At 68.2% G+C, this 13,538-nt stretch carries 7 protein-coding genes; 3 read left to right on the top strand and 4 right to left on the bottom strand.

Features of this window, described 5'->3' with window-relative positions; genetic code table 11:
* Window positions 1-42 precede the first annotated feature (42 nt).
* The 4 genes from opmB to muxA are packed head-to-tail and all read right to left on the bottom strand — an operon-like array spanning window position 43 to window position 9,054.
* On the bottom strand, window positions 43-1,542 hold the full coding sequence (opmB, locus tag VQ067_RS13220) for a multidrug efflux RND transporter outer membrane subunit OpmB (protein ID WP_003120075.1): 1,500 nt from the start codon (window positions 1,540-1,542) through the stop codon (window positions 43-45).
* Entirely contained in the window at window positions 1,539-4,649 is a 3,111-nt protein-coding gene (gene muxC / locus VQ067_RS13215) for a multidrug efflux RND transporter permease subunit MuxC (protein WP_003089914.1), read from the bottom strand. The genes opmB and muxC overlap by 4 nt, the downstream gene beginning before the upstream one ends.
* Window positions 4,646-7,777: a multidrug efflux RND transporter permease subunit MuxB gene (muxB, locus tag VQ067_RS13210; RefSeq protein WP_003089920.1), complete on the bottom strand. Its 3,132-nt coding sequence runs from the start codon at window positions 7,775-7,777 to the stop codon at window positions 4,646-4,648. Before muxB ends, muxC begins: the two co-directional genes overlap by 4 nt.
* Window positions 7,774-9,054, bottom strand: coding sequence for a multidrug efflux RND transporter periplasmic adaptor subunit MuxA (gene muxA, locus VQ067_RS13205; RefSeq protein ID WP_003113320.1), 1,281 nt, complete (start codon window positions 9,052-9,054; stop codon window positions 7,774-7,776). The genes muxB and muxA overlap by 4 nt, the downstream gene beginning before the upstream one ends.
* Before the next feature lie 256 nt (window positions 9,055-9,310).
* Here muxA and VQ067_RS13200 point away from each other — a divergent pair, with 256 nt between their 5' ends.
* From VQ067_RS13200 to ptaA, 3 genes are all read left to right on the top strand, one after another.
* Window positions 9,311-10,744: a TldD/PmbA family protein gene (locus tag VQ067_RS13200; protein ID WP_003131289.1), complete on the top strand. Its 1,434-nt coding sequence runs from the start codon at window positions 9,311-9,313 to the stop codon at window positions 10,742-10,744.
* Window positions 10,744-12,069, top strand: a complete 1,326-nt coding sequence (locus tag VQ067_RS13195) for a TldD/PmbA family protein (protein ID WP_003089937.1) — start codon at window positions 10,744-10,746, stop codon at window positions 12,067-12,069. Before VQ067_RS13200 ends, VQ067_RS13195 begins: the two co-directional genes overlap by 1 nt.
* 196 nt (window positions 12,070-12,265) lie before the next feature.
* The gene (ptaA, locus tag VQ067_RS13190; RefSeq protein WP_023111719.1) at window positions 12,266-13,390 is read left to right on the top strand and encodes a pyoverdine biosynthesis transaminase PtaA; all 1,125 of its coding nucleotides are present in this window, start codon (window positions 12,266-12,268) and stop codon (window positions 13,388-13,390) included.
* The last annotated feature ends 148 nt before the right edge of the window (window positions 13,391-13,538 follow it).

Here is a 13,538-nt window from a genome sequence, read left to right as displayed (position 1 = left end):
AGCGGGGAAAGGCATTCGTCAGGAACAGGCAGCGAGAAGAACTCAGGGCGAAGGCGGCAGGCCCTCCTCGACCCGGCCGAGCCGCTCGTCGGTCCGCTCGATGTCGGCGCTGTCCCAGCCGCCGCCCATTGCCGCGATCAACTGGACGCTGGCGGTCAGGCGGCTGCCGAGCAGGGTCAGCACGGTGCGTTCGTTGCTCAGCGCGGTGGCCTGGTTGGTGACCACGTCGGTGTAGTCGACGGTGCCGGCCTTGTACTGGTTCTCGGCCAGGCGCAGTGCCTCGCGGGCCGACTCCAGGGCTTCGCGCTGCACCCCGCTCTCCTCGTCGAGGACGCTCAATTGCACCAGGTAGTCCTCCACCTCGCGGAAACCGTCGAGCACGGTCTGCCGGTAGGTCGCCACGGTCTGGTCGTAGGTCGCCTCGGCCTGGTCCACCTGGGAGCCGATCAGGCCGCCGTCGAACAGGGTCATGGCGAACTGCGGGCCGATCGACCAGAAGCGGTTCGGCGTGCTGATCCAGTTGCTCAGGCTGCCGCTGCGGTAGCCGCCGGCGGCGCTCAGGGTGAGGTCGGGAAAATAGGCGGCCTTGGCCACGCCGATCTGGGCATTGGCGGAAATCACCTTGCGTTCCGCCGAGGCGATGTCCGGCCGTCGTTCGAGCAATTGCGACGGCACCACTGCCGGCAGGTCCGGCAGCTTCGGCACGCTCGCCACCGGCGGCAGGTTGAATTGCGCCGGCGGCAGGCCGACCAGCACGGCGATGGCGTGCTCCAGCTGGGCACGCTGGTACTTCAGGTCGATGGCCTGGGCCTGGGTGCTTTTCAGCTGGGTGCGGGCCTGGGCCACGTCGGCCCTGGTGACGATGCCGGCGCGGTATTTGTTCTCGGCCACCTTCAGCGAACGCTCGTAGGCCGTCACCGTGTCGTTGAGCAGGCGGATCTGTTCGTCCATCACCCGCAGTTGCAGGTAGTTCTGCGCCAGTTGCGACTGCTGGCTGAGGCGCACCGCGGCGAGGTCGGCGGCGCTGGCATGCAGGCTCGCCTGGTTGGCCTCCAGTTGCCGGCGCAGCTTGCCCCAGAGGTCGACCTCCCAGCTGACGCCGAGGCTGGTCGAGTAACTGTTGCTGATCGCACCGGAGCCACCGCCGCTGCTCACAGTGGAGCCGTCGGGAAGGCGCACGGTGCTGTCGCCGCCGCCCTGGCCGCTGCGGGTCTTGCCCACGTTGCCGGTGATCGACGGGAAGAACGCGGCTCGCGCGCCGCGCACCAGCGCCTCGGCCTGGCGGAACTGCGCCACCGACTGGGCCAGGGTCTGGTTGGAACGTTCCAGGTGCATCTGCAGGTCGTTCAGGGTCTGGTCGCCGTACAGCTCCCACCAGGCGCCGCGCTGGAACACGTCGCGCGGCTCGGCGCGGCGCCAGCCTTCGGCTTCCTTGAATTCGGCGGGCACCGCCAGGTCCGGTCGCTGGTAGTCGGGGCCGATGGCGCAGCCGCCGAGGGCGGCGACCAGGGCCAGGGCAAGCAACGAGGGGGTGTGTTTCATAGGGGTGTCTCCAGCGCACCGTCCGTGCGTACGCCGCGTTTCTGGTTGACCCAGTGGCGCAGGCGGTCGAGATAGAGGTAGACCACCGGGGTGGTGTACAGGGTCAGCAACTGGCTGCCGATCAGCCCGCCGACGATGGTGATGCCCAGCGGCCGGCGCAGCGCGGCGTCGCCGCCGATGCCGAAGATCAGCGGCAAGGCGCCGAGCAAGGCGGCCAGGGTGGTCATCATGATCGGCCGGAAGCGCATCATGCAGGCCTCGAGGATCGCCTCGCGCGGGCTCAGGCCGTGGTTGCGCTCGGCCTCCAGGGCGAAGTCGATCATCATGATCGCGTTCTTCTTGACGATGCCGATCAGCAGGATGATGCCGATCAGCGCGATCAGGCTCAGCTCGCTGCGGCAGAGGATCAGCGCGAGCAGCGCGCCGACCCCGGCCGAAGGCAGGGTCGAGAGGATGGTCAGCGGGTGCACGTAGCTCTCGTAGAGGATGCCGAGGACGATGTACACCGCCAGCAGCGCCAGGAGGATCAGCCAGGGCATCTGGTTCTGCGTGTCCTGCACCGCGCCGGCGTTGCCCTCGAAGCTGGTCTGCACGTCCACCGGGATGTGCAGCGGCTCCAGGGCCTGCATGATGGCCTCGCGGGTCGGGCCGATCTGCGCGCCCGGCGCCAGGTTGAAGGACAGCGTGGTGGCGGCGAACTGGCCCTGGTGGTTGACCTCCAGCGGTGCCCGGCTCGGTTCGTAGTGGCTGAACGCGGACAGCGGCACGCGCTGGCCGTCGTTACCGATCACCTGGACCTGGCGGAGGATCTCCGGGCTCTGCTGGTACTGCTGGTCGACCTCCATCACCACCCGGTACTGGTTCAGCGGGTTGAAGATGGTCGACACCTGGCGCTGGCCGAAGGAATCGTTGAGCACCGCGTCGACCATTTCCACGTTGATCCCCAGGGTCGCCGCACGGTCGCGGTCGATCACCAGGCGGGTCTGCACGCCCTTGTCCTGGGAGTCGCTGTTGACGTCCACCAGCTGCGGCAGCTTGCGCATCGCCGCCTCGACCTTCGGCGCCCATTCGCGGAGCAGGGTCAGGTCGTCGCTGCGCAGGGTGAATTCGTACTGCGCGTTGCTGTCGCGGCCGCCCAGGCGCACGTCCTGGCCGGCGTTGAGATAGAGCGCCGCGCCGGGCACCTTGGCGATCCGCTCGCGCAGCCGGGTGAGGACCTTCTCCACCGGGTCGCGTTCGCCGATCGGCTTGAGGGTGACGAAGAACGAACCGGTGTTGCTCGACTGCCAGCGGCCGCCGCCGATGAAGCCGACCACGTTTTCCACCGCCGGATCGGAAGAGAGGATCTTGCGGTACTCGCCCATCTTCGCGCTCAGGGACTGGAACGAGATGCTCTGGTCGGCCACCGCGTAGCCGCGCAGGCGCCCGGAGTCCTGCTGCGGGAGGAAGCCCTTGGGCACCACCACGAACAACCAGAGGTTCATGGCGATGCAGGCCAGCATGATCACCACCATCAGCCGCGAGTGCTCCAGCGCCCAGCCCAGGCTGGCGCGGTAGCGCAGCATGAAGGCGGCGAAGAAGCGATCGCTGCGCCGCGCCAGGGAGGCGCCCTCGGGCCGTTTCAGCGGACGCAGCAGACGCGCGCAGAGCATCGGCGTGAGGGTCAGGGATACCACCAGGGACACCAGGATCGCCGCCGAGAGAGTCACCGCGAACTCGCGGAACAACCGCCCGGTGAGGCCGCCCATGAGCAGCAGCGGGATGAACACCGCGACCAGCGAGAGCGTCATCGACAACACGGTGAAACCGACCTGGCGGGCGCCGGTGATCGCCGCCTGGATCGGCGGATCGCCCTCCTCGATGCGTCGGGCGATGTTCTCCACCACCACGATGGCGTCGTCCACCACGAAGCCGGTGGCGATGATCAGCGCCATCAGCGACAGGTTGTTCAGGCTGAAGTCGCACAGGTACATGACCGCGAAGGTGCCGATCAGCGAGACCGGCACCGCCAGGCTGGGGATCAGCGTGGCACGGCCGTTGCGCAGGAACAGGAAGACCACCAGGATCACCAGCGCCACCGAGATCAGCAGGGTCAGCTCGGCCTCTTCCAGCGACGCGCGGATCGACGGGCTGCGATCATCCATCACGTTCAGCTTGACCTGCGGCCCGAGCAGTTCCTGCAACACCGGCAGTTGCGCGTGGATGGCGTCGGTGGCCTCGATGATGTTGGCGCCGGGCTGGCGGGTGACGATCAGCAGCACCGCCGGCAGGTCGTCGGAGAAGCCGGCGTTGCGCACGTCCTCCACCGAGTCGCTGACCTTGGCCACGTCGCCGAGGCGCACCGCGGCGCCGTTGTCGGCGTTGTAGTGGATCACCAGCGGCTCGTACTCGCGGGCCTTGCGCAACTGGTCGTTGGCGTCCACCTGCCAGTGCTTGTCGTCCTTCTCGACGGCGCCCTTGGGGCCGTTGCTGTTGGCCGCGGCGATGGCCGTGCGCACGCTGTCCAGGGACAGCCCGTACTGGCTCATGGCATCCGGGTTGAGGTCGACCCGCACCGCCGGCAGCGAGCTGCCGCCGATGCTCACCTGCCCTACCCCCTGCACCTGCGACAGCTTCGGCGCCAGCACGGTCGAGGCGAGGTCGTACATCTCGCCGCGACTCTGGGTCTCCGAGGTCAGGGTGAGAACCATGATCGGCATGTCCGAGGGGTTGGCCTTGCGGTAGCTGGGATTGTTCGGCATGCCGCTGGGCAGCAGGCTCATCGCGCCGTTGATCGCCGCCTGCACCTCGCGGGCGGCGCCGTCGATGTCCTTCTCCAGGTCGAACACGAGCACCACGGTGGTCGAGCCCAGCGAACTGCTGGAGGTCATCTCGCTGATCCCGGCGATCCGTCCCAGCGAGCGCTCCAGCGGTGTGGCCACCGACGAGGCCATGGTTTCCGGGCTGGCGCCCGGCAGGCTGGCGCTGACCACGATGGCCGGAAAATCGACGTTGGGCAGCGGCGCCACCGGCAGCAGACCGAACGACAGGGTGCCGGCCAGCAGCAACGCCAGGGTCAGCAGCGTGGTGGCGACCGGGCGGCGGATGAAGGGCGTGGACAGGCTCATCGCCCGGCATCCCCGTCGAACCCGGCCTCGGTGTTCAGGTCTAGCCCGCGCTGCTTGCGCCAGGCCGCCCAGCGACGGGCCAGGCGGTCGAAGTAGAGATAGATCACCGGGGTGGTGAACAGGGTCAGGACCTGGCTCAGCAGCAGGCCACCGACCATGGTGATGCCCAGCGGCTGGCGCAGCTCGGCGCCGGCGCCGCCGGCGAGCATCAGCGGCAGCGCGCCGAGCAGCGCGGCCATGGTGGTCATCAGGATCGGCCGGAAGCGCAGCAGGCAGGCCTGGTAGATCGCCTCATGGGGCGGCTTGCCTTCGTTGCGCTCGGCGTCGAGGGCGAAGTCGATCATCATGATCGCGTTCTTCTTGACGATGCCGATCAGCAGGATGATGCCGATGATCGCCACGATGCCGATCTCCTGCCCCGCCAGCATCAGCGCCAGCAGCGCGCCGACCCCGGCCGAGGGCAGGGTCGAGAGGATGGTCACCGGATGGATGAAGCTCTCGTAGAGGATGCCCAGGACGATGTACATGGTCACCACCGAGGCGAGGATCAGCAGCAGCGTGTTCGACAGCGAGGCCTCGAAGGCCAGCGCCGCGCCGCGGAAGCTGCCCTGCATGCTCAGCGGCAGCTCCAGGCTGGCCTCGACGCCACGGATCGCCTCGACCGCCTCGCCCAGGGAGTAACCCTTGGCCAGGTTGAACGACAGGGTCGCCGAGGGGAACTGGGCGATATGGTTGATCGCCAGCAGGGTATGCCGCTCCTCCACCTTCGCCAGGCTCGACAGGCGCACCTGGGTGCCGTCGCTGGACGGCACGTAGAGCTGCTCCAGGGCCTGCGGGCCGAGCTGGAACTGCGGCGCCACCTCCAGCACCACGCGGTACTGGGTGGCCTGGGTGAAGATGGTCGAGATCAGCCGCTGGCCGAAGGCGTTGTAGAGCACGCTGTCGATGTCGGAGAGCTTCACGCCGAGGCGCGAGGCGGTGTCGCGGTCGATGTTCAGGTAGGCCTGCAAGCCCTTGTCCTGCCAGTCGCTGGCGACGTCGGCGAGCTGCGGCAACTCCTGCAGCCGCGCCACCAGCTTCGGTACCCACTCGGCGAGCACGTCCGGGTCGGCGTCCTGCAAGGTGAACTGGTACTGGGTGCGGGCGACCCGGTCCTCGATGGTCAGGTCCTGCACCGGCTGCATGTACAGCTTGATCCCGGGCAGGTGGTCGAGTTCGGGCTGCAGGCGCTGGATCACTTCGCTGGCGGTGACGTCGCGCTCGCTGTGCGGCTTGAGGTTGATCAGCAGGCGGCCGGTGTTGAGGGTCGGGTTGCTGCCGTCGACGCCGATGTAGGAGGACAGGCTGGCCACCGCCGGGTCCTTCAGCACCACCTCGGCAAGGGCGCGCTGGCGCTCGGACATGGCCTGGAAGGAGATCGACTGCGGCGCTTCGGCGACGCCCTGGATCACTCCGGTGTCCTGCACCGGGAAGAAGCCCTTGGGCATGGCCAGGTAGAGCAGCGCGGTCAGCGCCAGGGTGGCGATGGCCACCAGCAGGGTCAGCGGCTGGTGCCGCAGGACCACCCGCAGGGCCTTGGCGTATTGTGCGATCAGGCCATCGATGACCCGCCCCGCGGCGCGCGCGAAGCGGCCCTGCTGGTCCTCGTCGATGTGGCGCAGCAGCTTGGCGCTGAGCATCGGCGTAAGGGTCAGGGAGACGAAGCCGGAAATCAGGATCGCCACCGCCAGGGTGATGGCGAACTCGCGGAACAGCCGCCCGGCGACGTCGCCCATGAACAGCAGCGGGATCAGCACGGCGATCAGCGAGAAGGTCAGCGAGATGATGGTGAAGCCGATCTGCTTCGAGCCCTTGAGCGCCGCTTCCAGCGGCGAGTCGCCCTGCTCCAGGTAGCGGGCGATGTTCTCCACCATGACGATCGCGTCGTCGACCACGAAGCCGGTGGCGATGGTCAGCGCCATCAGGGTCAGGTTGTTGATCGAGAAGCCGGACAGGTACATCACGCCGAAGGTGCCGATCAGCGACAGCGGCACGGCGAAGCTGGGAATCAGGGTGGCGTAGACGTTGCGCAGGAACAGGAAGGTGACCATCACCACCAGCGCCACCGCCAGCGCCAGCTCGAACTGCACGTCCTTGACCGAGGCGCGGATGGTGGTGGTGCGGTCGGTCAGCACCTGCACGTCGAGATTCCCCGGCAGGGTCGATTGCAGCTGCGGCAGCAGCGCCTTGATCCGGTCGACCACCTCGATCACGTTGGCCCCCGGCTGGCGCTGGATGTTCAGCACCACCGCCGGCAGGTTGTTGGCCCAGGCGGCCAGGCGCACGTTCTCGGCGTCGTCCTCGACGCTGGCGACGTCGCGGATGCGCAGCGGCGAGCCGTTCTTGTAGGCGATGATCAGGTCGCGGTAGGCGTCGGCCGAGCGCAACTGGTCGTTGGCGTCCAGGGTCGAGGCACGGGTCGGGCCGTCGAAGCTGCCCTTGGGGCCATTGAGGTTGTTGCTGGTCACCGTGCTGCGCAGGTCCTCCAGGCTCAGCCCGGCCGCCGCCAGCGCCGTCGGGTTGGCGCGCACCCGCACCGCCGGGCGCTGGCCGCCGCTGATGCTGACCAGGCCGACCCCGGAGATCTGCGAGATCTTCTGTGCCAGGCGGGTATCCACCAGGTCCTGGATCTGCGGCAGCGGCATGCCGTCGGACATCACCGCCAGGGTCAGGATCGGTGCGTCCGCCGGGTTCACCTTGCTGAACACCGGCTGGTTCGGCAGGTCGTTGGGCAGCAGGCTCTGCGCGGCGTTGATCGCCGCCTGGACTTCCTGCTCGGCGACATCGAGGTTGCTCTGCAGGCTGAATTGCAGGGTGATCACCGAGGCGCCGCCGGAACTGCTGGAAGACATCTCGTTGAGCCCCGGAATCTGCCCGAGCTGGTTCTCCAGCGGCGCGGTGATCGACGAGGTCATGATCTCCGGGCTGGCACCGGGGTACAGGGTGACCACCTGGATGGTCGGGTAGTCCACTTCCGGCAACGCCGAGATCGGCAGGAAGCGGTAGGCGATCAGGCCCGAGAGCAGGATCGCCACCATCAGCAGGGTGGTCGCGACCGGCCGCAGGATGAACGGGCGGGACGGGTTCATTCAGCGCTCCCGCTACCCACCGAGTCGCCCTGGAGGCCGCTGGGGCGGCCAGTCTGCGGTTTCTGCGGCTCGCCCTCGAGGACCTGCGGGGAGGCCTCGGCGACACGCACTTCCATACCGTCGCGCAGGCGGTCGGTGCCTTCCACCACCACCTGCTCGCCGGCCTTCAGGCCGCTTTCCACCACCACCCGCTCGTTCTCGCTGGTGCCGATGGCGACGCTGCGCTGGCTGACCTTGTTGTCGGCGCCGACCACGTACACATAGATACCGTTGGTGCCGCGCTGCACGGCGTTGGCCGGAATGGTCAGCACGCCCTTGAGGGTCTGCGCCAGCAGGCGCACGTTGACGAACTGGTTGGGGAACAGCTTGCCGTCGGCGTTCTCGAAGCGCGCCTTGAGCTTGACCGTGCCGGTGGTGGTGTCGATCTGGTTGTCCAGGGTGGTCAGGGTGCCTTCGGCGAGAACCTTGTCCTGGTTGCGGTCCAGCGCGGTGACCGTCAGCTTGCCGGGGCCGTTCATCTGCTCGACGACGGTGCCGATCTGCTGCTGCGGCAGGCTGAACACCACCGAGATCGGCTTGACCTGGGTGATCACCACCAGCGGCGTGGTATCGCCGCTGGTGACCAGGTTGCCGATGTCCACCTGGCGCAGGCCGAGGCGCCCGGAAATCGGTGCGCGGACCTCAGTGAAGGTCAGGTTGAGGCGGGCGTCGTCGACCTGGCCCTGGTTGGTACGGATGGTGCCCTGCAACTGGCGGACCTGGGCTTCCTGGGTATCCAGGGTCTGCTTGGCGATCGAGTCCTCGGCGTACAGCCCCTTGTAGCGCTGCAGGTCGATCTCGGCGTTCTTCAGTTGCGCCTGGTTCTGCATCAGCGTGCCCTCGGCCTGGGCCAGCGCCGCCTTGTAGGTGCGCGGGTCGACCACCGCCAGCAGGTCGCCGGCCTTGACCTCCTGCCCCTCCTGGAACAGCACCTTGACCAGCTCGCCGTTGACCCGCGGCTTGACGTTCACCGTGTTGAAGGCGGTGACGGTGCCAAGCGCGTTGAAATGCAGCGCCAGGTCGCCCTGCTCCACCCTGGCCACGCCGACGGTGAGCGCGTTGGCCTTGGGCAGCGCGGCGCCCGGCTTGCCGCCGCGACCGGGTCGCCCGTCGGAGGACGGCGCCGAGGCGGGCGCCGCCAGCCACATCACCAGGCCGATCACGGCGGCGAAGGCCAGGGCGGTGATCAGCCACGGGCGCAGGGTACGGAACTTGGATTTACCGGTCGTTGGAGTCATGGTTCTTCTTCAGGCTTAGAACGGAGGCGCTTTTTCCAGGCTGCACGATAAGCATTGCGGGGGCCCAGGCAAAGCCTCTTTACCCGCTATTTACCCTTGCTTTACCGATAGTTAGGCATTCCGCCCGCATGCTTCGGCGAGCCACCCACAGCCTGGCACCAGGCTATGACAACAAACGGCTTGCTCCGTTACGGGCGAAGGCTTGAAATAGAGCGTCCTGCACTCGCCCACTCCGCAATCGGCCAGGGACGCACAGATGATCGACCCGTTGAAACACCGCTTCGCGGCGCTCCGCAGTCGCGCCGAATTCCACTCCTTGCGCTACGTCCAGCGTAGCGGCGAGTACCTCTCGGTGCGCCGCAACGTCAGCGAACCGCCGCACTTCAGCCAGGACCGCGGCGCCATGCTCTGCGTACGGCTGAACGGCGTGGAAGCCTACGCCGCCACCAACGATCTCTCCGCGGCCGGCCTGCAGGCCGCCCTGGAGCAGGCCGAACGGCAAGCCGAGCGGATCGCCCGGCACGCCCTGTTCGACGTCCGCGGATTGCCGCCGGCAAGCGGCCGCTCGCAGTATCGCTCGCCGAACCAGGACGCCCCTTTCCCCTCCCTCGCCGAGTGCTACGAACTGCTCGCCGAGGAGTCCGCCAAGGTGCCGCGCGACGAGCGCCTGGTGAACTGGAGCGTATTCCTCGAAGTCAGCCGCCAGGAACAGCTCTACCTGAACAGCGCCGGCGCCGAGCAATACCACGAGCAGCGCTTCGTCTATCCCGGCGCCAGCGTCACCGCCTACGACGGCCATGACAGCCAGACCCGCAGTTTCGGCGGCCACCATGCCGGCCAGCAGGGCGGCGCCGAAGTGATCGAGCGCCTCGGCCTGGTCGGCGCCGCGCCGCGCATCGCCGACCAGGCCCTGCAACTGCTGGCGGCGCCGAACACCCCGAGCGGCCGTTGCGACCTGCTGCTGATGCCGGACCAGATGATCCTGCAGATCCACGAGTCGATCGGCCACCCGCTGGAGCTGGATCGCATCCTCGGCGACGAGCGCAACTACGCCGGTACCAGCTTCATCAAGACCGAGGACTTCGGTCGCTACCAGTACGGCTCCAGCCTGCTCAACGTCAGCTTCGACCCGGAAATCCCCGAGGAGCTGGCCAGCTACCGCCAGGACGACGACGGCAGCCCCGCGCGCAAGGAATACCTGATCCGCGAAGGCCGCCTGCTGCGCCCGCTCGGCGGCGCCCTGTCACAACACCGCAGCGGCCTGGAGGGCGTCGCCAACAGCCGCGCCAGCAGTTGGAACCGCGCGCCCATCGACCGCATGGCCAATCTCAACCTGGAGCCCGGCGACAAGAGCTTCGCCCAACTGGTGGGCGGTATCGAGCGCGGGGTGCTGATGTCCTACAACCGCTCCTGGTCGATCGACGACGCACGCAACAAGTTCCAGTTCGGCTGCGAATGGGGCCAGTTGATCGAGGACGGCGAACTCAAGGGCGTGGTGAAGAACCCCAACTACCGGGGCATCTCCGCGCAGTTCTGGCGCAACCTCAGCGCGGTGGGCGACGCCGGCACCTTCGAGGTGCTCGGCACGCCCTACTGCGGCAAGGGCGAGCCGAACCAGGTGATCCGTGTCGGCCACGCCTCGCCAGCCTGCGTATTCAGCGATGTGGACGTATTCGGGGGAGACGCCTGATGCACCAGAGACAGCATTTCGAAGCCCTCGCCGAGGACCTGCGCCGGCATCTGGCCGAGGGCGAGGACTTCACCCTCTGGTACAGCGCCGAGGACTCCGAGTTCATCCGCTTCAACCGGGCGCGGGTGCGCCAGGCCGGTCGGGTGCGCCAGGCCAGCGCGCTGCTCCGGCTGATCCGCGACGAACGCCAGGCGAGCCTCGACCTGACGCTCTCCGGCGCGCCGGAAGAAGACCGCCAGCGTCTGGTCGAAGGCCTTCGACAACTGCGCCAGAGCCTGGCCTGGATTCCCGCCGATCCCTATCTGCTGCTCGACACCTCGGCCTGGCAGCGAGAGAACCAGGACCTCGGCGCAGCGCCCGACAGCGGCGCGCTGCTGGCCAGCCTCGAACGCCGGGCGCGCGACCTCGACCTGGTCGGCATCTATGCCGCCGGACCGCTGTTCCGTGGCTTCGCCAACTCCTGGGGCGCCTTCGGCTGGCATGCCGGCAGCAGCTTCAACTTCGACTGGAGCCTGTTCCACGGCAACGGCCAGGCGGTGAAGGCCGACTACGCCGGCCAGCGCTGGGACGACGAAGCCTTCGCCCGGCGCTTCGAACAAGCCCGGGAGCAGCTCGGCCACCTGGGCAAGCCGCTGCGCCAGTTGCGCCCCGGCGACTACCGCGCCTACCTGGCGCCGGCGGCGCTCGAAGAAGTCATGCAGATGCTCTGCTGGGGCGGTTTCTCCGCACGCGCCCTGGCTACCGGCGAAAGCCCCCTGCAACGCCTGCAGAACGGCGACGCCCTGCTCAGCCCGCTGCTGAACCTCGCCGAGCGCCCTGCCACCTCGCCCTCCCCGGCATTCAGCGCGGAAGGCTCGCCGCGCGCCGAGGTCGAACTGGTCGGCAACGGCCGCCTGAGCGGACGCCTGGTGAGTTCGCGCAGCGCCCGCGAATACGGCCTGGTAGCCAATGGCGCCGGCGCCAACGAGGCGCCCACGGCGCTGGACATGGCCGGCGGCAGCCTGGAGCAGGCGCGCATCCTCGAGGCCCTGGATACCGGCCTGTACATCGGCAACCTGTGGTACCTGAACTACTCGGACATGCCCGCCGCGCGCCTGACCGGAATGACCCGCTTCGCCACCTTCTGGGTGGAGAACGGCCAGATCCGGGCGCCGGTCAGCACCATGCGCTTCGACGACAGCCTGTACAGCTTCCTCGGCGCCCACCTGGAAGACCTCAGCCACGAGCGCGAACTGCGCCTGTCCAGCAATACCTACGGCGAACGCCAGACCGACTCGATGCACCTGCCGGGCGCGTTGACCGGGCGCTTCACCCTCACGCTCTGAGCCCGCGCGGCGCTCCCCGGCGGTTCGCCGCCCGGGAGCGCCGCGTGCGCAATCCGAAGAACACCCGCCGATATTCTGGCGCCATTATCACGCCACCATAAACGGACCGGCTCCCTCCTCGTTCTCCACTCTGGTGACACACGCCCGAGAGGAACCCACCGCACGCATATCCCATTCGGTACACGGAGGTGAAGCTATGCCCGCTTTGAGTCGTCGTTCGTTCGTGACCCTGACCGCCCTGGCCTCCAGCAGCATCCTGCTGAGCCCGCGAGCCTTCGCCGGGAGCGGCGCGACAAGCGCCGCCGGGAAGCCGCAAGAGACCTTCCTGGATTTCAACGAAAGCCCCTACGGCCCCTCCGCCAAGGCCAGGGCCGCCATGCAGCAGGCGGCCGCGCTCTGCGGCCGCTACGACTACGACGCGCAGGACGCCCTGGTCGGCCTGTTCGCCAAACAGAACGGCATCCCCGCCGAATCCGTGCATGCCTACTGCGGCTCGCGCCAGCCGCTGCAATACGCCGTCGCGGCGTTCACCGGCAAGGAGCGCAGCCTGGTCATGGCCGATCCCTCCTACGACTCCGTGCTCGGCGCCGCCCAGGCCCAGGGGGCGAAGGTCGCTGCCGTGCCGCTGGACGCCGAGGCGGCCCACGACATCGAGCGCATGCTCGCCGCCGCGCAACGCGACGCCGGGCTGATCTATATCTGCAACCCGAACAACCCGACCGGCACCCTCACCCCGTACGAGCGGATCGTCAGGGCGATCGAACGCAAGCCCGAGCGCAGCGTGGTGCTGGTCGACGAGGCGTATATCCATTTTTCCGACGCACCCAGCGTCGTTGGCCTGGCCGTCCAGCGCCAGGATGTGCTGGTCCTGCGTACCTTCTCGAAACTCTACGGGATGGCCGGCGCCCGGCTCGGCCTGGCCATCGGGCATCCGCAGCTGCTGGCGCGGCTGGAGCGCTTCGGCGGCCACAACGTGGTGCCCTCGCCGACCGCCCACGCCGGGCTGGAAAGCCTGCGTGACGACGATCTGGTGCCACGGCGCAAGCAGCAGAACGCAGAGGTCCGCGAGCGCACCATCGCCTGGCTGCGCCAGCAGGGCTTCCGCTGCACCGCCTCGCAGTCCAACTGTTTCATGGTGGATATGCGCCGTCCCGCCGAGCTGGTCATCGCCGAACTGGAGAAACAGCGGGTGCACGTTGGCCGCCCGTGGGCCTCCTGGCCCAACTGGGTCCGTGTGACGGTAGGCAGCGAGGAAGAGATGCAGGCGTTCCGGAGCGCCTTCGCCAGCGTCAGCCGGCGCCACCAGGTCGCCATGCGCTAGCGCTGCGTCTCTGCGACGCAGGGCGGATGACCGCGCTGCGATTATCCGCCCTGCTCATGGCCCGAGGCGAGCAGCCAAGGGAATCGGGTTCGCCCGTTACCAGCCAGCCTGGCCGACGGTCATGGGACGAAGCGGGTTGGCCGTGGGG

This window comes from Pseudomonas sp. KBN12P06040, assembly GCF_037574965.1.
Classification (GTDB): domain Bacteria; phylum Pseudomonadota; class Gammaproteobacteria; order Pseudomonadales; family Pseudomonadaceae; genus Pseudomonas; species Pseudomonas aeruginosa.
Note: the sequence above shows the minus strand (reverse complement) of the source record. Positions and strands in the feature narration are given on the sequence as shown.

Bases quoted from the DNA above. Each gene is read 5' to 3' on its own strand.
- opmB (WP_003120075.1), bottom strand. From the start codon at position 1,542: ATGAAACACACCCCCTCGTTGCTTGCCCTGGCCCTGGTCGCCGCCCTC.
- muxC (WP_003089914.1), bottom strand. From the start codon at position 4,649: ATGAGCCTGTCCACGCCCTTCATCCGCCGCCCGGTCGCCACCACGCTG.
- muxB (WP_003089920.1), bottom strand. From the start codon at position 7,777: ATGAACCCGTCCCGCCCGTTCATCCTGCGGCCGGTCGCGACCACCCTG.
- muxA (WP_003113320.1), bottom strand. From the start codon at position 9,054: ATGACTCCAACGACCGGTAAATCCAAGTTCCGTACCCTGCGCCCGTGG.
- VQ067_RS13200 (WP_003131289.1), top strand. From the start codon at position 9,311: ATGATCGACCCGTTGAAACACCGCTTCGCGGCGCTCCGCAGTCGCGCC.
- VQ067_RS13195 (WP_003089937.1), top strand. From the start codon at position 10,744: ATGCACCAGAGACAGCATTTCGAAGCCCTCGCCGAGGACCTGCGCCGG.
- ptaA (WP_023111719.1), top strand. From the start codon at position 12,266: ATGCCCGCTTTGAGTCGTCGTTCGTTCGTGACCCTGACCGCCCTGGCC.